Source organism: Caulobacter segnis, assembly GCF_019931575.1.
In the GTDB taxonomy this organism is placed as follows: Bacteria; Pseudomonadota; Alphaproteobacteria; order Caulobacterales; family Caulobacteraceae; genus Caulobacter; species Caulobacter segnis_C.
Window position 1 is genome coordinate 175,127 of record NZ_CP082923.1, and the last position, 20,575, is coordinate 195,701.

A 20,575-nucleotide genomic window follows, 5' to 3' on the forward strand; every position below is an offset into this window, starting at 1 on the left:
CGTCCTAGTTCAGCCGCCGCTTCTTCAGCAGGCTGGCGCGGTCCATCGAGCGGACCTCGACCTCGAAGGCGTCACCTTCGCGCAGCACCTTCAGCGGCACGCTGACGCCGGCGTCGCCCAGGCTCCACATCTTCTCGTAGAATTCGGCCAGGTCCGAGACCGGCTCGCCGTCGACGGCCAGGATCAGGTCGCCGGCCTTCAGCTCGGCCCGGGCGGCTGGGCCCTTGGGCGAGATGCCGACGATGACGACGTGGTTCTCCATCTCCTGGGCGAAGACGCCCAGCCACGGACGCGGCGGGTGCGGGGCCTGGCCGCGCGCCAGGTCGTGCAGGATCGGCGGCAGGAGCTCGGCCGGCACGAACATGTTGATCGGCCGGGCGTCGCCGTTCTGGTCGCGGCCTTCCAGGGTCAGGGATCCCAGGCCGACGAGATCGCCCTTGGGGCCGATCAGGGCCGCGCCGCTCCAGTGCGGGTGGGCGGGGCCAGTGATGATCGCGTCGTCCAGCAGGTATTCCCAGTAGCCGGCGAACGGCATGCGGGCCAGGACCTTGCCGGCCACGGCGTGGGCGCGGCCGCCGGCGCCGGCGGCGATCACCGGTGACCCGGCCTCCAGGTCCCTGGCGCTGCCAATGGTCATGACCGGCAGGTCCAGCGGCTCCAGCGCCTGGACGAGACCGAGGCCCGAGCGGACGTCCAGCCCCAGCACGTGGGCCGGCACGCGGCGGCCGTCGTTGCGGGTCAGCACGACCTCTTCGGCCTCGGTGATCAGATAGGCCATGGTCAGGACCAGGCCGCCGGGGCCGACGACCACGCCGTTGCCGACGCGCTCGGTCCCCAGGATGCCGGCCGTATAGGCGTCGGCGGGGACCTGGGCCTCCAGCGCGACCATCGAGGCCAGCGCCTGGTCCAGGTCGAAGCGGTAGGCTTCGGCCGACGGGCGCAGGCGGGCTTCGACTTCATGGCCTTCGAACGGGGTGGGCACGCGAGACTCCTAATCTTCAGACTAGGAATCTGGGACCGTAACCCCGTTCCGGCAAGGGTCGCGGCTGGGTTAGCCGCCGATCGCCGCGCGCTGCATCGCGAACAGCTCGTTGATGCCCTTTTCGGCCAGGCCGAACAGCGACTCGAATTCGGCGCGGGTGAAGCCGCGCTTTTCGCCCGTGGCCTGGATCTCGACGATGTCGCCCACGCCGGTCAGCACGAAGTTGCTGTCGGCCTCGGCGCTGGAGTCTTCCTCGTAGTCGAGGTCGAGGACCGGAACGTTGTTGAAGACGCCGCATGAGACGGCCGCCACCTGGCCCAGGATCGGATCGGTCTTCAGCACGCCTTCGTCCAGCAGGTACTGGGTGGCCAGGCGCAGGGCGACCCAGGCGCCGGTGATGGCGGCGGTGCGGGTGCCGCCGTCGGCCTGGACGACGTCGCAGTCCAGGGTGATCTGGCGTTCGCCCAGGGCCTTGAGGTCGACGACGGCGCGCAGGGAGCGGCCGATCAGGCGCTGGATCTCCTGGGTGCGGCCAGTCTGCTTGCCGGCGGCGGCCTCGCGGCGGCCGCGGGTGTGGGTGGCGCGGGGCAGCATGCCGTACTCGGCCGTGACCCAGCCCTGGCCCTTATTGCGCAGCCAGCCGGGGACGTTCTCCTCGACCGTGGCCGTGACCAGCACCTTGGTGTGGCCGAACGCGATCAGGCAGGAGCCCTCGGCGTAGCGATTGACGCCGGTTTCCAGCGTGACGGCGCGCAGCTGGTCGGGGGCGCGTTCGGACGGACGCATGCGGAAACTCCGGGACATTTGAATACGTGTGACGGGCCGCTTATCCTATTGAGAGCCGAACTTGAATGAGGCCGCCTGCTTTTGTTCGTCGACCGGGTCCCAAACGACACGCCCTCGCGGGCGCTCCCCACGGCCGAGATGGCCAGGGTCGAGATGGCATGACCCATCTCTTCCCGGGCCCGATCGTGCGCACGCCGGGCCTGACCGAGCTGGACGGCCGCGCCCGCGACATCTTCCGTCGCGTCGTCGAGTCGTATCTGGAGACGGGCGAGCCGGTCGGATCGCGCACCATCTCCAAGGGCGGCCTGGCTTTGTCGCCGGCCTCGATCCGCAACACCATGCAGGACCTGGCGCAGCTGGGCCTGCTGGACGCGCCGCACACCAGCGCCGGCCGCATGCCGACCCATGCGGGCCTGCGCATGTTCGTCGACGGCCTGCTGGAGGTCGGCGACGTGGCCGAGGCCGACAAGCAGGCCATCGAGGCGCGGCTGGCGGTGAGGGGCCGCTCGTTCGAGGAAGCCCTGGCCGAAGCCTCGTCGATCCTCTCCGGCCTGGCCGGCGGGGCCGGCATCGTCGTCACGCCCGTCCGCGAGGGTGGGGTCAAGCACGTGGAGTTCGTGCCGCTGGGCGGCGGCCAGGTGCTGGCGGTCATGGTGTTCGAGGACGGCCAGGTCGAGAACCGGCTGATGCGCCAGGCGCCCGGCGTCACCCCCTCGGCCCTGCAGGAGGCCGGCAACTTCCTCAACGCCCGCCTGCGCGGCCGCACCCTGTCGGAGGCCCGCAGCGAGATGGGCGTCGAGCTGGACGCCGCGCGTCGGCAGCTGGACGAGACCGCCGCCCGCCTGGTCGAGGATGGCCTGGCGGCCTGGAGCGGCGGGGAGGGCGACGCCCGCTCGCTGATCGTGCGCGGCCAGGCCAACCTGCTGGCCGACGCCCGGGCCCGCGAGGACATCGACCGCGTCCGCCAGTTGTTCGACGACCTGGAGCAGAAGGGCCAGTTGATCGGGCTGCTGGATGACGTGCGCGACGCCGAGGGCGTTCGCATCTATATCGGGGCCGAGACGCGTCTGTTTTCGCTTTCGGGTTCCTCCGTGATCGCGGCGCCCTATATGACGGGCCGTCAGAAGGTGTTGGGCGCGATCGGCGTGATCGGTCCGGCGCGATTGAACTACGCCCGAGTCATCCCGTTGGTGGACTACACCGCCCGGGTGCTCGGACGGATGATGGATGGATAAGGACTTTACGAGATGACCGACGAGCAAACGCCGGCGGAAGATGTCGCTTTCGAAGCCGACGACGCCGCGCAGGAGATCGAGGCGCTGAAGCTCGAGGTGGCCCAGTTGAAGGAGCAGGCGCTCCGCTACGCCGCCGAGGCCGAGAACACCAAGCGCCGCGCCGAGCGCGAGATGAACGACGCGCGCGCCTACGCGATCCAGAAGTTCGGCCGCGACCTGCTGGGCGTCGCCGACAACCTGGCGCGCGCCACCGCCCACAGCCCGCGCGAATCGACCGACGCGGCGGTGAAGAACTTCATCATCGGCGTCGAGATGACCGAGAAGGAGCTGCAGAGCGCCTTCGAGCGCAACGGCCTGAAGAAGATCGACCCGGCCCAGGGCGAGAAATTCGATCCGCACCTGCACCAGGCGGTGACCGAACAGCCCTCGACCGAGGTCGCCGCCGGCGGCGTGGTCGCCGTGCTGCAGGCCGGTTACGAGCTGATGGGGCGGCTGGTGCGACCGGCCATGGTCGCCGTCGCGGCCAAGGGCTCGACGGGGCCCCAAGGGGGCGCGTCGACCGGCGAGCAGGCCGGCGCGTCCGCCAACCCCTACGCCGGGGCCGGGGCGGACGAGGACAGCTCGGGCGGCTCGTTCGACACGAAAGCCTGACTTTAGGCTCGCGGGGCGCGGAAATGACCGCCGCGCCCCCTTTCCCCCTTCGCGCTTTGCGATAATGTCGGCGGTCCCTTCACCACGGGAGGGCGGGGCGATTCCGAGGATTCTTTCGCACGCCCCCGCTCCCGCGTTCTGGACCGGATTATGAAGCTTACGATCGAACGGGCGGCGCTGCTCAAGGCGCTGGGGCATGTGCAGAGCGTTGTCGAACGGCGCAACACCATTCCGATCCTGTCGAACATCCTGCTGTCGGCCGACGGCGACCGCCTGTCGTTCTCGGCCACCGACCTGGACATGGAGATCATCGACGAGGGCTTCGCCCAGATCGACGTCCCCGGCCAGATCACCGCGCCCGCCCACACCCTGTACGAGATCGTCCGCAAGCTGCCCGACGGCGCCGACGTCTCGCTGACCTTCAGCGGCGACGATCCCCGCCTGGTCATCCAGGCCGGTCGTTCGCGCTTCAACCTGCCGGTGCTGCCGGCCGGCGATTTCCCGGTGATGAGCTCGGACGGCCTGTCGAACCGCATCGCGGTCGACACCAACGAGCTGATCCGCCTGATCGACAAGACCCGCTTCGCGATCTCGACCGAAGAGACCCGCTACTACCTGAACGGCCTCTATCTCCACACGGTCAACGAGGGCGGCGAGACCAAGCTGCGCGCCGTGGCCACCGACGGCCACCGCCTGGCCCTGGCCGAGATGCCGGCGCCCGAGGGCGCGGTCGGCCTGCCGGGCGTGATCGTGCCGCGCAAGACCATCGCGGAGGCCCGCCGCCTGATGGAATCGGCCGGAGAGACGGTCGACGTCCAGCTGTCGCCGCAGAAGGTCCGCTTCGAGTTCGGCCAGGCCGCCCTGACCTCCAAGGTCATCGACGGCGCCTTCCCGGACTATCTGCGCGTCATTCCGCGCGACAACGCCAAGATCCTGACCCTGGACAACGACCTGTTCGCCAAGGCCGTCGACCGCGTCGCCACCATCTCGGCCGAGAAGAGCCGTTCGGTGAAGCTGGCCATCGAGCCGGGCCGCATCACCCTGACCGTCCGCAACATGGAAGCCGGCCAGGCCGTGGAAGAGGTCGAGGTCGACTACGACGGCGAGCCCTTCGAGATCGGCTTCAACGCCCGCTACCTGCTGGACGTCTGTGGTCAGATCGCCGGCCCGCAGGCCGAGTTCCGCTTCGCCGACCCGGCCAGCCCGACCCTGGTGGTCGATCCGGTCGATCCGGGCGTGAAGTATGTGCTGATGCCGCTGCGGGTCTGATCCCGCGCGCTGGTTTCTGAGATCAAATGGGCCGGCGCTTGGAGCGCGATAGCCGAAAGTGTGGGCGGTTTCGGCGGCCATCGCGCTCTAATACTTAGAGATGGAGCCTGCTTAGGCAGGCTCCAGGCGCCCGTTCTGCTTTCGGGGTTCTGTCATGAAGAAGCTGCTCGCCGCCTCGGCCGCCGTCCTGGCCCTCGCCGCCGCCGTTCCCGGACTCGCCCAGCAGGTCGAGCGCCGCGAGATCGGCAATCAGATCCTCGAGAACGTGCCGGTCGCGGCGCCGGCGATCCGCGAGGGCCTGGCAAAGTACCAGAACGCCCGCTCGGCCTATTTCGACGACTGGGCGGCGAATGGCGGCATGGTCGTCACCACGCGCTTCGGCAACACCAATCAGCTGCACCTGGTGGCCGGCCCGGGCGCCGACCGTAGCCAGATCACCTTCTATGACGAGCCCGTCGGCGTGGCCCACACCCTGCCGAACGGCCAGATCCTGTTCTCCAAGGACACCGGCGGCGACGAGTGGTTCCAGCTCTTTCTGCGCGACGCCGACGGCAAGACGGTCCAGCTGACCGAGGCGGGCACGCGCAACCAGTCGCCGGCCTGGTCAAAGGACGGTTCGGTGCTGGTCTGGTCGCGGGCGACCAAGGGCTCGGCCGACTACGACGTGCTGATGCGCGACCCGTCGGGCGCGACCAAGGTGATCTACAAGGGCCAGGGTCAGGTCTCGCCGATCGCGGTGTCGCCCGACGGCAAGACGGTGCTGCTGGGTCGCTACTTCTCGATCAACGAGTCCAAGCGCTGGCTGCTGGACGTGGCGACCGGCGCGCTGACCGAGCTGAACCCGAGCAAGGCCAAGATCGCTTACGACGGCGGCAAGTTCACACCGGACGGCAAGTCAGTGCTGCTGCTGTCGGACGAGGGCTCGGACTTCCTGCGCCTGACGCAGATCGACCTGGCCACGGGCGCGAAGGTCAATGTCTCGGGCGAGCGTCCCTGGGACATCGAGGACTTCGCCCTGTCCGACGACGGCCGGATCCTGGCCTATGTCGTCAACGAGGACGGCTATTCGAAGCTGGTCGTGCGGGACTTCCGCACCCGTCGCGCGCTGCCGCAGCCCGAGCTGCCGGCTGGCGTCGTCTCCGGCATCGCCTTCTCGCCCGACGCCTCGAAGCTGGGCTTCAGCCTGGCCGCGCCGACCGCCGCCAGCGACGCCTGGAGCTGGGGCGTGACCGACGCCAAGCTGGAACGCTGGACGGCCTCGGAGCTGGGCGGGCTGGACGCCAAGGCGCTGGCGACCCCGGAGCTGGTCCGCTACCCCTCGTTCGACAAGCGCTCGATCCCGGCATTTGTCTATCGGCCCAAGCTGGCCGCTGGCCAGCGAGCGCCGGTGATCATCGACATCCATGGCGGGCCGGAGGGCCAGTCGCGCCCGACCTTCAACGCCTTCCACCAGCACACGGTGGCCGAGCTGGGCGCGGCGGTGATCGTCACCAACGTCCGCGGCTCGACCGGCTACGGCAAGACCTACCTGAACCTCGACAACGCCGAGAAGCGCGAGGACTCGGTCAAGGACATCGGCGCGCTGCTGGACTGGATCAAGACGCAGCCAGACCTCGATCCCAACCGGGTGGTGGTCTACGGCCAGTCGTACGGCGGCTACATGTCGCTGGCCGTGATGACCCACTATTCCGACCGCCTGGCCGGCGGGATCGAGCGCTACGGGATCAGCAACTTCGTCTCGTTCCTGCAGAACACCGAGGCCTACCGCCGCGACCTGCGCCGGGCCGAGTACGGCGATGAGCGCGACCCGAAGATGCTGAAGGCCTTCGAGACGATTTCGCCGATGAACAACGTCTCCAGGATCACCAAGCCGATGCTGGTCATGCAGGGCTGGAACGATCCGCGCGTGCCCAAGTCCGAATCCGACCAGGTGGTCGCCAAGTTGCGCGAGAAGGGGATCGAGACCTGGTACGTCCAGTTCAAGGACGAGGGCCACGGCTTCCTGAAGAAGGCCAACAACGACCGCCGCCGCGAGGTGGAAACCCAGTTCCTGCAGAAGGTGCTGGGCGTTTCTCCGGCCCAGTAGGGCTGGACGCCGCATGGACAAGCCCGCCGGAGCGCTCGACGAGGTCTTCCAGGCGCTGGCCGACCCGACCCGGCGGGCGATCCTCGATCGTCTCGCCCAGGGGGCGGCCAGCGTCGGCGAACTGGCCGCGCCGTTCGACATGGCCCTGACCTCGTTCATGAAGCACCTGAAGATTCTGGAGCGGGCCGGCTGGATCGCCACCCGCAAGTCGGGCCGCGTGAGGACCTGCGCCATCGTCACCGACCGCTTCGCCGACGTCGGCGCCTGGGTCTATGGCCACCGCGCGCTCTGGGAGAACCGTCAAGGCTGACGCAAGGGTCATATTGCGCCCGCTCATAAGGGCGCTAAGGTCCGTTTCATATCAAAACGGGAGGCGGCCCATGGCCAAGGTAAACTATGTGACGGTGGGCTCGAACGACCTGGAGAAGGCCAAGACCTTCTACGATGGACTCCTGGGCTCAATCGGCTTCAAGCCGTTGTTCGAGCATCCGTCCGGCGGCCGCCTTTATCGTGGCGACGGCTGCATGTTCGGGGTGCTGGGCCCGTTCGACGGCAACCCGGCCTGCATCGGCAACGGGATGATGGGCGGCTTCGCCTTCGACACCGTCGAGGAGGTCGACGCCTTCCACGCCAAGGCCCTGGAGCTGGGCGGCAAGGACGAGGGCGCGCCCGGCGCGCGGATGCCCAAGGCCTATTTCGCCTATTTCCGCGACCTCGATGGCAACAAGCTCTGCGGCTACAAGATCGGCTAGGTTTCACGGGTCCAACTTTCGCCCCGATCCGGGCCGCTTGCGGTCTCTATCGGGGCGCATCCACGTCGCTCCCGATGTGGAGATGAGCATGCGTATCGCCTGGGAGCGTGTCGGCGCGGTGATGGTGAGCATCGGCCTCTGGACCGTGCTGCTTGTCTTCGGACGGCACGCCCTGCATCTGGCGCGTGGCGAGGTCCACACCCTGGCCCACCTGGCGCTGAGAGGGCGCAGCCGACTGGTCTGAAGTCCGGGGGCTGCGCATCGCCGCCGAAATGCTATTAGGCGCTCATGGCGTCGGCCGCTCTGCTTTCCCTGACCCTGACGGATTTCCGCTCGTACGAGCGCGCCCGCCTCGAGACCGAGGGGCGCAGCGTCTATCTGTTCGGCGCCAACGGGGCCGGAAAGACCAATCTTCTCGAGGCCATCAGCCTTCTGACCCCCGGCAAGGGGCTGCGCGGCGCCAGCATGGCCGAGGTCGGCCGCCGCCTGCCCGGCGAGGCCGTGGGGCGCGCCTGGGCCGTGGCCGCCGAGGTCGAGAGCGGTGAGGACGCGCCCGTCCGCATCGGCACCGGGGTGGAGCAGGGCGGGGCGGCCCGCCGCGCCGTGCGGATCGAGGGCGAAACCGTCTCGCCCGGCCGCCTGGCCGACCATGTCCGCCCGATCTGGCTGACGCCCGCCCAGGACCGCCTGTTCCTGGAGGCCGCCTCCGAACGGCGGCGGTTCTTCGACCGCCTGGTCTTCGCGGGGGAGCCGGCCCACGCGGCCAACGCCAACGCCTATGACAAGGCCCAGCGTGAGCGCATGCGCCTGCTGACCGACGCCGCCGAGGCCGGCGCGCCGCCCGACGCGACCTGGCTGAACGCGCTGGAGGCCCGGCTGGCCGAGTCCGGGGCCCTGATGTCCCAGGCGCGCGCCCGCACGCTGCTGGCCCTGCAGGCTGAGATCGACGGTCGCGGCGACAGGCCCTTTCCACAGGCCCGCCTGACCCTGACCGGCGAGTGGGAGAAGATGGCGCTGGACGGCGTTCCGTTCGCCGAGATCGAAGAGCGGCTGGCCTCCGCCCTGGCGGCGGCGCGGCCGCGCGACGGGGCTGCCGGGCGGGCCCTGACCGGTCCGCATCGCGGCGATCTGGCCATCTTCCACGTCGAGAAGGACCGTCCGGCGGCGGAGTGCTCGACCGGCGAGCAGAAAGCCCTGATTCTGAACCTCGTTCTGGCCCAGGCAGCGCGACTTTCGCGTGCGGAATCCGCGCCGAATCCTGTAATACTACTCGACGAAGTCGCCGCGCATCTCGATCTTACCCGACGAGCCGCGTTGGCTGACGAACTCACGGCGCTCAAGCTCCAGGCCTTCCTCACCGGCACGGACGAGTCGCTGTTCGACCATCTCAAGGGTCGGGCATTAGGCGTTCGCGTGGGCGAGGCCGGCCTGACCGTTCTGGAAGACGAATGACCGAGAACACCGAAGACCAAGTTCCCGAAATGACGACCGAGGAAGCCGCCGCCCAGTATGGCGCCGACTCGATCAAGGTGCTGAAGGGCCTCGACGCGGTCCGCAAGCGTCCGGGCATGTACATCGGCGACACCGACGACGGCTCGGGCCTGCACCACATGGTCTACGAGGTGGTCGATAACGCCATCGACGAGGCCCTCGCCGGGCACGCCACCAAGGTCCAGGTCATCCTCAACGCCGACGGTTCGGTGACGGTCACCGACGACGGCCGCGGCATCCCGGTCGACATGCACGAGGGCGAAGGCGTCTCGGCGGCCGAGGTCATCATGACCCAGCTGCACGCCGGCGGTAAGTTCGACCAGAACAGCTACAAGGTCTCGGGCGGCCTGCACGGCGTCGGCGTCTCGGTCGTCAACGCCCTGTCGGACTGGCTCGAGCTGCTGATCCACCGCAATGGCAAGGTCCACCAGATGCGCTTCGAGCGCGGGGATGCGGTGACCTCGCTGAAGGTCACGGGCGACTCGCCGTTGCGTACGGAAGGCCCCAAGGCCGGCGAGACCCTCTCCGGCACGGAAGTGACCTTCTTCCCGTCGCGCGACACCTTCGCGTTCATCGAGTTCGACCGGAAGACCCTGGAGCACCGCCTGCGCGAGCTGGCGTTCCTGAACTCGGGCGTGACGATCTGGTTCAAGGACAATCGCGACGCCGAGCCGTGGGAAGAAAAGCTGCACTATGACGGCGGCATCGAGGCCTTCGTTCGCCACCTCGACAAGGTCAAGACGCCGCTGCTGAAGGCCCCGATCTCGGTTCGCGGCGTCAAGGACAAGGTCGAGGTCGACCTCGCCCTGTGGTGGAACGACAGCTACCACGAGCAGATGCTGTGCTTCACCAACAACATCCCGCAGCGGGATGGCGGCACGCACCTTTCGGCGTTCCGCGCCGCGCTGACGCGGATCATCACCGGCTACGCCGAGAGTTCGGGCATCCTGAAGAAGGAAAAGGTTTCGTTGGGCGGCGAGGACGCCCGCGAAGGCCTGACGTGCGTGCTGTCGGTCAAGGTTCCGGACCCGAAGTTCAGCTCGCAGACCAAGGACAAGCTGGTCTCGTCCGAAGTGCGCCCGGCCGTCGAAGGTCTGGTGCAGGAAGGCTTGGCGACCTGGTTCGAGGAGCACCCGAACGAGGCCAAGCAGATCGTTTCAAAGATCGCCGAGGCCGCCGCGGCCCGCGAGGCCGCCCGCAAGGCGCGCGAACTGACCCGCCGCAAGAGCGCGCTCGACATCACGAGCCTGCCCGGCAAGCTGGCCGACTGCTCCGAGCGCGATCCGGCCAAGTCCGAGATCTTCATCGTCGAGGGCGACAGCGCCGGCGGCTCGGCCAAGCAGGCCCGCAACCGCGACAACCAGGCCGTCCTGCCCCTGCGCGGCAAGATCCTGAACGTCGAACGGGCGCGGTTCGACAAGATGTTGTCGTCGGATCAGATCGGCACGCTGATCACGGCCTTGGGGGCCGGCATCGGCCGCGACGACTTCAATCCGGACAAGGTGCGCTACCACAAGATCGTGTTGATGACCGACGCCGACGTCGACGGCGCCCACATCCGCACCCTGCTGCTGACCTTCTTCTATCGGCAGATGCCGGAGCTGATCGAGCGCGGCTACATCTACATCGCCCAGCCGCCGCTCTACAAAGCCGCCAAGGGTAAGTCCTCGCGCTATCTGAAGGACGACAGCGAGATGGACGCCTTCTTGATCGACGAGGGTGTCGACGGGGCCGAACTGGACCTGCCGTCGGGCGAACGTCGCACCAGCCAGGACCTGCTGGCTTTGGTGCAGCTGTGCCGCCAGGCCAAGGGCAATATCGATCGCCTGGCCGCCCGCGCGCCATCGTTCGCCATCGAGCAGTCGGCCCTGGCTGGCCTGCTGGGCGAAACGCCCGACATCGCGGCCGCCGCGGCCCGCCTGGACCTCTATGCCGAGGAAGGCGATGGCCCGTGGACGGGCGATCGTGGCGACACGGGCTATGTTTTCAAGCGTGTCCGTCGTGGCGTCACCGAGACCGTGGTGCTGGATGACGGCCTTCTGCATGCCGCCGACGCCCGTCGCCTGGCCGAGCGGGCAGGGGCCCTGGCCGAGATCTTCTCGGGCCGGGCGGTGTTCCGCCGCAAGGACAAGTCGACCACCGTCCGGGGGCCGATGGACCTCGTGGCCGCCGTGATGGACGCCGGCCGCAAGGGCCTTACCATCCAGCGCTACAAGGGGCTGGGTGAGATGAATCCCGACCAGCTGTGGGAGACGACGCTGGACGTCGAGGCTCGCACCCTGCTGCAGGTGCGGGTGAACCATGCCGACGACGCCGACGACATGTTCAGCCGCCTGATGGGCGACCTGGTCGAACCGCGTCGCGAGTTCATTCAGGAAAACGCCCTGGATGCCGAGGTGGACGTCTAGAACGTCGTTCTAAGTGCTTGTCTTCTAAGCGTCGGGCGCCCGCTTCGCGGGCGTTCCGGCGCTTTTTCGCGTTGTGCGGGCCTTCAGGCTTGGGGTGTGACCTTCCGCGTCATCGCGCCGCGATGACGAGGGCGTCATCTTGCGTGGATCGAGTTGATTCGCTCGAAAGTGTTTCGCGTGGGGGCGCACGGATGGAACAAGACGCAAGTCTCCGTCCAGAACGGATTCTTGACCTCTCGGAGCGTCTGTCCAGCGTGGCGGGCGAAAAGATCGGCGAGATCGCCAGGGTCAATCGCGCGGCCAAGATGCTGGCCATCAACGCGCTGATCGTCGCGGCGCGGGCGGGCGAGGCCGGCAAGGGCTTCGCGATCGTCGCCGAGGAATTCAAGAAGATCTCGACCGAGATCGACGCCGTGGCCGCCGCGCTGGACAGTCAGGTGCGCGCCGATCTGGACGAGCTGTCGGCCATCGGCGGGGCGATCCTGGGCCACATGCGCGGTCAGCGCCTGGCCGACCTTGCTCTCAACGCCATCGAGATCGTGGACCGCAACCTCTACGAACGCACCTGCGACGTGCGCTGGTGGGCCACGGACTCGGCGGTGGTGGCGTGCCTGGCCGAAAGCGACGATACCGCCGCGCGCCGCTACGCTAGCGAGCGTCTGGGCGTGATCCTGGACGCCTACACCGTCTATCTCGACCTCTGGATCTGCGACGCCAAGGGGCGGGTGGTCGCCAATGGCCGGCCGGGCCGCTACCCGAACGTCATCGGCCGTTCGGTGGCCGAGGCGCGCTGGTTCCAGGACGGGATGAGCACGGCCAGCGGCGACGACTTCGTGGCCTGCGACATCGAGCGGTCCCACGCGCTGGGCGACGCGCCGGTGGCCACCTACGCCACGGCGATCCGCGCCGGCGGCCAGTCCAAGGGCGAGGTTCTGGGCGTGCTGGGCGTGCATTTCGACTGGCGGCCCCAGGCCCAGGCCGTCGTGGACGGCGTGCGCCTGACGCCCGAGGAGCGTGAACGCTCGCGGGTGATGCTGCTGGATCAAAAGGGACGAGTATTGGCCTCGTCCGACAACCAGGGTGTTCTCAGCGAAGTCTTTCCGCTGGATGTCTCGGCCGGTCCGATGGGAAGCTACGCCGACGGGGAGATCACCGTCGGCTATGCATTGACGCCCGGCTACGAGACTTACGCGGGTCTTGGCTGGTACGGCTGCCTTGTTCAGCGACAACAGGTTCAAACAGCAGCGGTTGCAGCCGCTTAGTTTTAACCAAACTCGCTGCGAACTATTCGAACTATTTGGTCGCCTAAAACGCGCAATCGATCAGATTCGCGGCATTTACCATGGATTCTGCATGTGCGGCGTTGCCATGCGCGGCCGTACATGATTTTTTAGGCCTAACCAAACCGCCGAAAAAACTCTGCGTATCTGCCATGGCGGGGCAAACACGTCACATTCATAGTCTTAAGGTCCGTAAGCGTTCTCTTTCGCGTGAAGATTGCGCCCGTGTGTGATCTTCCGGAGACGGTGTCTCCGAGAAATCGACGAAAAAGTGCATTCCGGGCTAGAGCATTGGTTTACGTTGTCCTAAAGGGACCCCGTTCAATTGGAGGGAGCAATGGCTTCTCATCGCGTTCGCGCTATCGCCATTAGCCTGGCCGTCGCGCTGGCGCCCATCGGCGCTGGCGCCGTCTGGGCCCAAAACACGCCGGCCCCGACGGCCGCCTCGCTGCAGGCGACCATCGCCGCCGCGGCTCAATCGGCCGCGCAACAACCGGGCTTCGCTCAGCGCACCCCGGCGCAAAAGCTCGCCGCCATCCAGGCAGCGATCTCGGCCGCCCTGGCCGCCAGCGGCGCTTCGCCGACGGTGATCGCCGCCGCTCTGATCCAAGCCGTGTCGAGCGGCACGGTCAGCGCCGGCGTCGCCATCCAGGTCGCCGCCGCGGTGGCTCCGGAAATGGCGCAGCAAGTGGCCTCGGCTCCGGCCGTGACCCAACAACTGGCGGCGACCGGCCAATCGGCCACCGTCACTCAAACGGCCGCGACTGACGCCGGTGGCGCGCCTAGCGTGCTGGTCAGCCTGGCCGGCGTTGCTTCGACCTCGACCGGCGGCGACGCCGCGACGGGCGCTGGCGGCGGCACGACGACGGTCACTCCGGCGCCGTACGATCCGTGCGCGGGCGTGATCGCCGCCTACTGCGGCAGCTAAGTTAAGAAACCTCGGGGTGGACCGGCGCGTCACGACGCGCGCCGGCCGCCTCTTACTGGTGGGGATAAGATATGCGAATTCTGACGTGCTCGGCCGCTATGGCCTGTATCGCGTTCACCGCGCCGCAAATTGCTCAGGCGCAAGACCAAACCATTGCCTCCAACTTCAAGCGCGACAAGAACGTCTCCGTTCGTCAGCGCCCGCGCCCGGACTATGAGGCGACCGGTCAAAAGACCGGCGGCTTTACGGTCTATCCGCGCGTGACCGTGGATGTCGAGCATAACGACAACATCTACGCCGTCGCGACGGGCAAGACCGACGACACCATCTGGCGCGTGAAGCCGGAAGTGGCGATCCGTTCGGACTGGTCGCGTCACGCGCTGGGCTTCTTCGCCGGCGCCAACGTGATCCGCTATACCGACAACGACACCGAGAACGCCGAGGAATACACCCTGGCGGGCAACGGCCGGATCGACATCGACCGCGGCTCCAACGTCGCCCTCTCGGCCCAGGCTCAGAAGCTGATCGAACCGCGCACCTCGCCGACCGCTCCCACGGCTTCGGGCGAGCCGGTCGAATACGATCTGAACCAAGGTTCGATCGTGCTGACCAAGGAGTTCAATCGCCTGCGCGTCACCGGTCGCGTGGACGACAAGGACTTCAACTATAAAGACGTTCGCAACATCGCCGGCACCGGCGTCGTTGATCAGGACTTCCGCGACCGCAACGAAATCTACTACGGCGCCAAGGCCGAGTACGCGGTCAGCCCGGACACGGCGGTCTATCTGTCGGCCCTGGGCAACAAGAAGGACTACGACACGAACATCGTCGCTTCCGACCGCTCGTCGGACGGCTATGTCGTCGGCGTTGGCGCCAACTTCGACGTCTCCGAGCTCGTGCGCGGTGACGTCCAAGTGGGCTACATGAAGCAGTCCTACGACAACCCGGCCTTCTCGAAGATCGATGGCTTCAACGCGGCTGGCCGCGTTGAGTGGTTCCCGACCCAACTGACGACCATTGCTCTGAATGGCTCGCGCACCATCGAGGAATCGACGGCCTTGGGTTCGCAAGGCTATATCTCGAACAACATCGGCGCCTCGATCGATCACGAACTCCTGCGGAACGTCCTGGTTTCGGCCGCCTATACCCACGGCAAGGACAACTACAAGGGCGTCGATCGCGACGACAAGCGCGACAACTTCTCGGCGACAGCGACCTATCTGCTGAACCGCCGCGTCGGTCTGTTCCTGACCTATAATTACCTGAAGCAAGACTCGAGCGGCGCGCAGAGCGGCGCCTCGTTCAAGGACAACAAGGTGATCGCCTCGGTCGCCCTGCAGTTCTAAGCCACGCTTCTTAGAACGTCCACAAAACGGCAAGGTTTGCCGATTACTGAGAGTAGTTATGGACGGCTCCGGTTTTGAAACTTCGAACGCTCCGGTGAATGACACCGGAGCGTTGTCTTTTGACCTGAACATCGTGATCGCGACGTTCAGGCGACGCTTCCGGCTCTTCGCGGCCGTGGCGGTGGTGGTGTTCGCGGCGGTGGTGCTGTTCACCCTGCAACAGACGCCCAAATATACGGCGACGGCCCAGGTCATGCTGGACGTGCGCAAGGAACAGGTCACCGACATGAACGCGGTGCTCTCGGGGCTGCCGGCGGATTCGTCCGTCGTCGACACCGAGGTCGAGGTGCTGAAGTCGCGTTCTCTGGCTAGCCGGGTCGTCAAGGACCTGAAACTCGAGCAGGACCCGTATTTCAATCCTTACCTGCCGGACGCCAAGGGCGCGACGGCTTGGCTGTCTTCGCTGAAGAAGGCCGCGGCGCCGACCGCGACCACGGATCCCCTGGAGCTGCAGCGCCAGCGTGAGCGGATCGTCGACAACGTGCTGGACGGCCTGAAGGTTCGTCGCGCGGGTCTGACCTATCTGATCTCGATCGAATACACGCATGTCGATCCTAAGCGAGCCGCCGATCTGGCCAACGCCTTCGCCAACCTCTACCTGACCGAACAGCTCGAGGCGAAGTTCGACGCGACGGCGAAGGCCAACGAGTGGCTGGACACCCGGGTCGCCGAACTGCGCGACCAGGTCCAGCAGGCCGACGCCGCGGTCCAGCAATACAAGATCGCCAACAACCTGCTCAGCGCCGAGGGGGCGACCCTGACCGAGCAGGAAATCTCCGGCTTGAACCAGCAGCTGGCCCTGAGCCGCGCCTCGCAGGCCGAGACGGACGCCCGTCTCTCGATCGCGCGGCAGCAACTGGCGCGCGGCAGCACCGGTGAAGATGTCGGTGAGTCGCTGAACTCGCCGGTCGTGCAGCAGCTGCGCAGCCAGCGCGCCGCCAAGAGCGCTCAGGTCGCCGACCTGGCTGGTCGTTACGGTGATCGCCACCCCGACCTGCTGAAGGCGCGTCGCGAACTGGCCGACATCGACGGTCAGATCCAGGCGGAAATCCGACGCATCATCTCGAGCCTGGAAGCCCAGGCTCAGGTGGCTCGCCAGCGCACCGGTTCGGTGGCGGCCAGCGTCTCGCAATCGAAGGGCACGCTCGCTGGCAACAACCGGGCCGCCATCGGCCTGGCCGAGCTGGAGCGCAAGTCCCAGTCGGTCAAGACGTTGTACGAGACCCTGCTGGCCCGCTTCAAGCAGACCACCACCCAGGACGGCATCGAACAGGCCGACGCCCGCGTGGTGTCGCCCGCCAAGATTCCGACGGGGCCCAGCTATCCCAAGCCTTCGCTGAACTTCGCCCTGGGCCTAGTGCTCGCCCTGGGCGCGGGCGTCGCCGCGGTGGTGCTGGCCGAAATCCTGATGGCCGGCCTGTTCACCGAGGACGAGGTCGAGCGTCGCCTGGGCCTGCCCTATCTGGGCGCGGTGCCGAGCCTCGGCACCACGGTCGACGACGCCAAGACCCTGAAGGGCCTGACGCCGCCGGACTATCTGTTGGCCAAGCCGCTTTCCAGCTTCGCCGAAAGCCTGCGCAAGCTGCGTGCGTCGATCCTGTTCTCCAAGGTCGGCGAGACGGTGAAGGTCATCGCGGTCACCTCGTCCCTGCCGGGCGAAGGCAAGACCACGACCACCTTCTCGCTGGCGCGCACCCTGGCCAGCTCGGGCGCCAAGGTCGTGGTCGTCGACTGCGACCTGCGCCAGAGCGCCATCAGCCAGTTCCTGAAGGAGCCGGCTCCGGTCGGCCTGCTGGAGGTGCTGAACGGCGTGGCCACCCTGGACCAGGCGCTGATCGACGACGAGAGCGGCGCTCAGATCCTGCCGCTGGCCAAGTCGGCCTATACGCCGCGTGACGTGCTCGGCTCGCCGGCCATGCATCGCCTGCTGCAGGAGCTGCGCAACCGCTACGAAATCGTTCTTCTGGACACGGCGCCGCTGCTGGCGATCGCCGACACCCGCATCCTGGCGCCGCACGCCGACGCCGTGGTCATGCTGGTGCGTTGGAAGAAGACGCCGGTGAAGGCGGTGCAGTCGGCCCTGGCCCTGCTGCAAGGCACGCGGGCGTTCATCGCCGGCGTCGCCCTGACCCAGATGGACCTCAAGGCCCAGTCCCGCTACGGCTACGGCGACTCCTACTATTACTACGCCAACTATCGAAAGTACTATGCGGACTAGGACGCGATCGGGCGGGGGCGCGCCGTCGCCCGGAGCTTCCAAGAGTCGAAAACTGCAAGTTTCCGAGAGCGTCGCGATCGGCGCTCTCGTTAGCTTGATCCTGGCCGAGATTATCGCGTTCGGCTCTAGCGATGTGGCCGTGGCCGCGGTGTTTGGCGTCCTCCAGGCCGCGTTCCTGCTGGGCCTGCTGCTTTCCTGCGGATGGGCGCGCAAGGTCTCCAGCGGGCTGACCTCTGTCTGGCCCGGCCTGATGTTCGTGGCCCTGCTGGTCGCCGTCGCCTGGGGCCTGACGCCGTTTGGCCCCGGCGGGGCGCATCCCGTCTGGCGCTATCTGGGCCCGGAAGGCGGGTCGATCACGGTCGATCGCTCATCCCTCGTCATAAACATTCTGCGTCTACTGGGCCTGGCCTGCCTGTTCGTGGCCAGCCAGATCATCGGCGCGTCCGAGACGCGGCGCAGGGCGCTCATCTGGTATTTGCTGCTGGCGCTGGGCGCGTTCGCCGCCCTGGCGATCATGAACCATGTCGGTGTCCGCGCCAGGTCGCGCCTGACGGCCACGCTGCTCAGTCCCAATAGCGCCGCCACGCTGATGGGCGTCGGCGTCATCTTCGCGGTGGCCTTCTTCTCCCAGGCCATCCAGCGCGCCGGCGGCTCGCTTCGGCTCGACAAGCTGGGCCTGGACGCCAGCCTGAGCCTGGGTGTGGCGGCCGTGTTCGGCGTGGCCCTGGCCTTGACGGCTTCGAGGGGCGGCACGTTCGCGACCGTCGTCGGTCTGGCGGTCCTGCTGACGTGGCAAGTCATCGCCCAAGGGCGGAAGGTCCGCGCGGTGGCGATCATCGGCGGCGCCGCGGCGCTGCTGGTCGTGGTCGGCTTGGCCATGCGCAGCGCCGACCTGACGGCCGCGCGCCTGGAGAACCTGGAAGGCGACGCCGCCGCGCGTCAGGCGATCTTCGCCGCTCACTGGGAGGCGTTCAAGTCTTCGCCCTGGTTCGGCTTTGGCCTGGGCTCGTTCCCCGTGGTCAACCAACTGGTCGAGACCACCGAAAATCTCAGCGTGATGTACGACGTCCGCGCCACCCACAACCTCTATCTTCAATGGCTGGAGGAAGGTGGGGTCGTCGGCAGCCTGTTCATGCTGGCCTGGCTGCTGGTCGCGCTGTGGCGCGCGGGCGGCGAGGCGATCAAGCCGGGCATGGCCGGAACGCTGGCGCGGGCGACCCTCGCCGCGACCCTGGTCGTGCTGCTGCATGGCCTTTCCGACTTCGCCGTCCAGGTTCCGGCCCTGCAGGCCCTGTTCGCGGTCGGCCTGGGCGCCGTGACGGCGTCCGCGCCCGCGCCGCGCCGTCGCAATACTCAAGTCGTCACGCCTCGGGGGCCGATCGCCTTCGCGGGCGTGGTGATGGTCGCCTCGCTGCTGGTGGCGATCCCGCTGGCCGCCTCCCGCTTTGGCGGCGACCTTTCGGCCATGCCCACAGCCCCTGCGGAGGTCTTGGCGACCAGCATCGAGGCGGGTCTCGCGCGAAATGCGCCCGACGCGAAGGCCAAGGCCCGTCTGGAAGCCTTGAGCCGTCGTGAGGTGGCGATGCGGCCCGGATCCGGCGCCGCCTGGCTGCGTAAGTCGGCGTTGGATTTCCGGCGCGGAGACGTCGCGGCGGCCAATGCGGCGCTGGAGCATTCCTTGGCCGTGGCGCCGCTGCAGACCAGCCTGTTCGTCAGCAGGACGCGCCTGGCCTATGAGAACTGGCCGTTGCTGAGCCCGGCCGCGCGGCAGCAGGTCATGTATCAGGCGCGGGTCGAATATGGCCGGTCTAACGGCGAACGCCGCCTGAAGGACCTGGCCAACAGTATCCAGAATCCGTCCGGCCGTATCGGCCTGGCCTTCCTGATCGTCGCCGAACGCGCCGCCAAGGCCGAAGCCAAGCTGCCTTAGTCAGTAGGCGTTCTCGGCGACCAACAGGCTGGGGATGGTCAGGAGGACGATCTTGGCGTCCTTCAGGATCGACCAAGTCTGGATATAGTCGATATCCGCCTCGACCCGCCGGCGCATGGCCTCGACCGTGTCCGTGCCGCCGCGCAGGCCCTTGACCTGGGCCCAGCCCGTCAGACCCGGTCGCGCCTGGTAGCGGGCGTAATATTCCGGGATCCGCATGCCGTAATAATCGTCGTGGGCGGCGGCGTGCGGGCGCGGCCCGACCAGGGACATGTCGCCCCGCAGGACGTTCAGCAGCTGCGGCAGTTCGTCGATGCTGGTGGCCCGCAGGATCCGACCGGTCCGGGTGACGCGGTTGTCGCGACGCTGTGCCTGAACGAGCTCGGGCCCGTCCTCGCGGCAGTGCATGGTGCGCAGTTTCAGGATCTGGAAACGCGCGCCGCCCAGGCCGCCACGCGTCTGGCGGAAGAGAGCGGGCCCGGGCGATTCCAGCTTGATTAGCAAGGCGGCCAGCAGGAGCAGGGGCGCGAACAACATAAGCAGCAGGGCGGAGGCGGCGATGTCGAGCGCACGTTTACGCAAGTCCACCGCGACACGCGGGAGCGGCCCGCTCAATCCTGGCGCGAGAAATTCGCTATACGATCCCCCGTCCACCAGATGACCCTCTAACTTCCTCGCCCTATCTCGGACTGTTTTCCAGTTCCGACGTTCACACGCTAGCGCAATTGACTCACAGCGTCGCGGGGAAAAATCCACAACTCGTCGTGCGTATGCTTAACGCGCAATAGACTCTGTTTATTCAGACGTCCTTATTCGTGGTGGAGCTACATCGGTCAGCATCAGGAGTGCTGATCGATGATCGACGCCAAAATGTCATTCGCCCAAGTTGACGCCGCCCAAGTGGACGTGTCGGGGGCCGCGCGCGGCAAGCGCTTGCCGCCGCTGGTGGGGCTGGGTCTTGGCGCCATGGTCTCCCTGGGCCTTTGGGTCGGTCTGGCCCTGACGGTCTCGCACCTGCTCTAGATCGCGCTCTGGACGGCCGGACGGTTCGCCCGCCGGCCGTCTCGAAACGACAGCTTTTCGCGCCCGCTCCGGTTCTCCGGGGCGGGCGCGAACGCATTCCGGACGACCCTCTTCCGGTGGATCGGGCTCG

The 20,575-nt window shown here is 67.4% G+C and carries 18 protein-coding genes; 15 read left to right on the forward strand and 3 right to left on the reverse strand.

All coding sequences use genetic code 11. The features are described 5' to 3' along the window. Window positions 1-4: 4 nt before the first annotated feature. Complete coding sequence (locus K8940_RS00835; RefSeq protein WP_223392659.1) at window positions 5-982, reverse strand: S1C family serine protease; 978 nt, start codon at window positions 980-982, stop codon at window positions 5-7. 69 nt (window positions 983-1,051) lie between these two features. Further along, a complete protein-coding gene (gene rph, locus K8940_RS00840) occupies window positions 1,052-1,768 on the reverse strand; it encodes a ribonuclease PH (protein WP_223392660.1) in 717 nt (238 codons plus the stop codon). A gap of 158 nt (window positions 1,769-1,926) precedes the next feature. Here rph and hrcA point away from each other — a divergent pair, with 158 nt between their 5' ends. The 14 genes from hrcA to K8940_RS00910 all read left to right on the forward strand — a co-directional run bounded on the left by hrcA (window position 1,927) and on the right by K8940_RS00910 (window position 19,422). Further along, the gene (gene hrcA / locus K8940_RS00845) at window positions 1,927-3,003 is read left to right on the forward strand and encodes a heat-inducible transcriptional repressor HrcA (protein WP_223392661.1); all 1,077 of its coding nucleotides are present in this window, start codon (window positions 1,927-1,929) and stop codon (window positions 3,001-3,003) included. Window positions 3,004-3,015: 12 nt separating this feature from the next. Continuing rightward, window positions 3,016-3,654, forward strand: a complete 639-nt coding sequence (gene grpE, locus K8940_RS00850) for a nucleotide exchange factor GrpE (protein WP_223392662.1) — start codon at window positions 3,016-3,018, stop codon at window positions 3,652-3,654. A gap of 150 nt (window positions 3,655-3,804) precedes the next feature. Next, a complete protein-coding gene (gene dnaN, locus K8940_RS00855) occupies window positions 3,805-4,923 on the forward strand; it encodes a DNA polymerase III subunit beta (protein WP_223392663.1) in 1,119 nt (372 codons plus the stop codon). Window positions 4,924-5,077: 154 nt separating this feature from the next. Beyond that, window positions 5,078-7,009 (forward strand): S9 family peptidase, encoded by a 1,932-nt coding sequence (locus K8940_RS00860; protein WP_223392664.1) that lies wholly within the window; start codon window positions 5,078-5,080, stop codon window positions 7,007-7,009. A 13-nt stretch (window positions 7,010-7,022) separates the two neighbouring features. Continuing rightward, on the forward strand, window positions 7,023-7,319 hold the full coding sequence (locus tag K8940_RS00865; protein ID WP_223392665.1) for an ArsR/SmtB family transcription factor: 297 nt from the start codon (window positions 7,023-7,025) through the stop codon (window positions 7,317-7,319). A gap of 70 nt (window positions 7,320-7,389) precedes the next feature. After that, a complete protein-coding gene (locus K8940_RS00870) occupies window positions 7,390-7,761 on the forward strand; it encodes a VOC family protein (protein ID WP_223392666.1) in 372 nt (123 codons plus the stop codon). 88 nt (window positions 7,762-7,849) lie between these two features. Next, window positions 7,850-8,005, forward strand: a complete 156-nt coding sequence (locus K8940_RS00875) for a hypothetical protein (protein ID WP_223392667.1) — start codon at window positions 7,850-7,852, stop codon at window positions 8,003-8,005. A gap of 44 nt (window positions 8,006-8,049) precedes the next feature. Next, complete coding sequence (gene recF, locus K8940_RS00880) at window positions 8,050-9,213, forward strand: DNA replication/repair protein RecF (RefSeq protein WP_223392668.1); 1,164 nt, start codon at window positions 8,050-8,052, stop codon at window positions 9,211-9,213. Continuing rightward, on the forward strand, window positions 9,210-11,660 hold the full coding sequence (gene gyrB / locus K8940_RS00885) for a DNA topoisomerase (ATP-hydrolyzing) subunit B (protein ID WP_223392669.1): 2,451 nt from the start codon (window positions 9,210-9,212) through the stop codon (window positions 11,658-11,660). Before recF ends, gyrB begins: the two co-directional genes overlap by 4 nt. Window positions 11,661-11,782: 122 nt before the next feature. After that, a complete protein-coding gene (locus K8940_RS00890; RefSeq protein ID WP_223392670.1) occupies window positions 11,783-12,922 on the forward strand; it encodes a cache domain-containing protein in 1,140 nt (379 codons plus the stop codon). Window positions 12,923-13,277: 355 nt separating this feature from the next. Further along, window positions 13,278-13,868: a hypothetical protein gene (locus K8940_RS00895; RefSeq protein ID WP_223392671.1), complete on the forward strand. Its 591-nt coding sequence runs from the start codon at window positions 13,278-13,280 to the stop codon at window positions 13,866-13,868. A gap of 71 nt (window positions 13,869-13,939) precedes the next feature. Next, window positions 13,940-15,214 (forward strand): outer membrane beta-barrel protein, encoded by a 1,275-nt coding sequence (locus K8940_RS00900; RefSeq protein WP_223392672.1) that lies wholly within the window; start codon window positions 13,940-13,942, stop codon window positions 15,212-15,214. A gap of 58 nt (window positions 15,215-15,272) precedes the next feature. Continuing rightward, complete coding sequence (locus K8940_RS00905; protein ID WP_223392673.1) at window positions 15,273-17,492, forward strand: GumC family protein; 2,220 nt, start codon at window positions 15,273-15,275, stop codon at window positions 17,490-17,492. A gap of 139 nt (window positions 17,493-17,631) precedes the next feature. After that, window positions 17,632-19,422 (forward strand): O-antigen ligase family protein, encoded by a 1,791-nt coding sequence (locus K8940_RS00910; protein ID WP_223392674.1) that lies wholly within the window; start codon window positions 17,632-17,634, stop codon window positions 19,420-19,422. Here the strand turns inward: K8940_RS00910 and K8940_RS00915 are convergent, their stop codons facing one another. After that, a complete protein-coding gene (locus K8940_RS00915; RefSeq protein ID WP_223392675.1) occupies window positions 19,423-20,076 on the reverse strand; it encodes a sugar transferase in 654 nt (217 codons plus the stop codon). A 201-nt stretch (window positions 20,077-20,277) separates the two neighbouring features. Between K8940_RS00915 and K8940_RS00920 the strand changes: the two genes are divergently transcribed. Continuing rightward, window positions 20,278-20,445, forward strand: coding sequence for a hypothetical protein (locus tag K8940_RS00920; protein ID WP_223392676.1), 168 nt, complete (start codon window positions 20,278-20,280; stop codon window positions 20,443-20,445). The last annotated feature ends 130 nt before the right edge of the window (window positions 20,446-20,575 follow it).

Coding starts and splice junctions, on each gene's coding strand:
- dnaN (WP_223392663.1), top strand. CDS start 3,805: ATGAAGCTTACGATCGAACGGGCGGCGCTGCTCAAGGCGCTGGGGCAT.
- K8940_RS00875 (WP_223392667.1), top strand. CDS start 7,850: ATGCGTATCGCCTGGGAGCGTGTCGGCGCGGTGATGGTGAGCATCGGC.
- K8940_RS00890 (WP_223392670.1), top strand. CDS start 11,783: ATGACGAGGGCGTCATCTTGCGTGGATCGAGTTGATTCGCTCGAAAGT.
- K8940_RS00870 (WP_223392666.1), top strand. CDS start 7,390: ATGGCCAAGGTAAACTATGTGACGGTGGGCTCGAACGACCTGGAGAAG.
- rph (WP_223392660.1), bottom strand. CDS start 1,768: ATGCGTCCGTCCGAACGCGCCCCCGACCAGCTGCGCGCCGTCACGCTG.
- K8940_RS00895 (WP_223392671.1), top strand. CDS start 13,278: ATGGCTTCTCATCGCGTTCGCGCTATCGCCATTAGCCTGGCCGTCGCG.
- recF (WP_223392668.1), top strand. CDS start 8,050: ATGGCGTCGGCCGCTCTGCTTTCCCTGACCCTGACGGATTTCCGCTCG.
- K8940_RS00860 (WP_223392664.1), top strand. CDS start 5,078: ATGAAGAAGCTGCTCGCCGCCTCGGCCGCCGTCCTGGCCCTCGCCGCC.
- K8940_RS00905 (WP_223392673.1), top strand. CDS start 15,273: ATGGACGGCTCCGGTTTTGAAACTTCGAACGCTCCGGTGAATGACACC.
- K8940_RS00920 (WP_223392676.1), top strand. CDS start 20,278: ATGATCGACGCCAAAATGTCATTCGCCCAAGTTGACGCCGCCCAAGTG.
- K8940_RS00865 (WP_223392665.1), top strand. CDS start 7,023: ATGGACAAGCCCGCCGGAGCGCTCGACGAGGTCTTCCAGGCGCTGGCC.
- gyrB (WP_223392669.1), top strand. CDS start 9,210: ATGACCGAGAACACCGAAGACCAAGTTCCCGAAATGACGACCGAGGAA.
- K8940_RS00900 (WP_223392672.1), top strand. CDS start 13,940: ATGCGAATTCTGACGTGCTCGGCCGCTATGGCCTGTATCGCGTTCACC.
- hrcA (WP_223392661.1), top strand. CDS start 1,927: ATGACCCATCTCTTCCCGGGCCCGATCGTGCGCACGCCGGGCCTGACC.
- grpE (WP_223392662.1), top strand. CDS start 3,016: ATGACCGACGAGCAAACGCCGGCGGAAGATGTCGCTTTCGAAGCCGAC.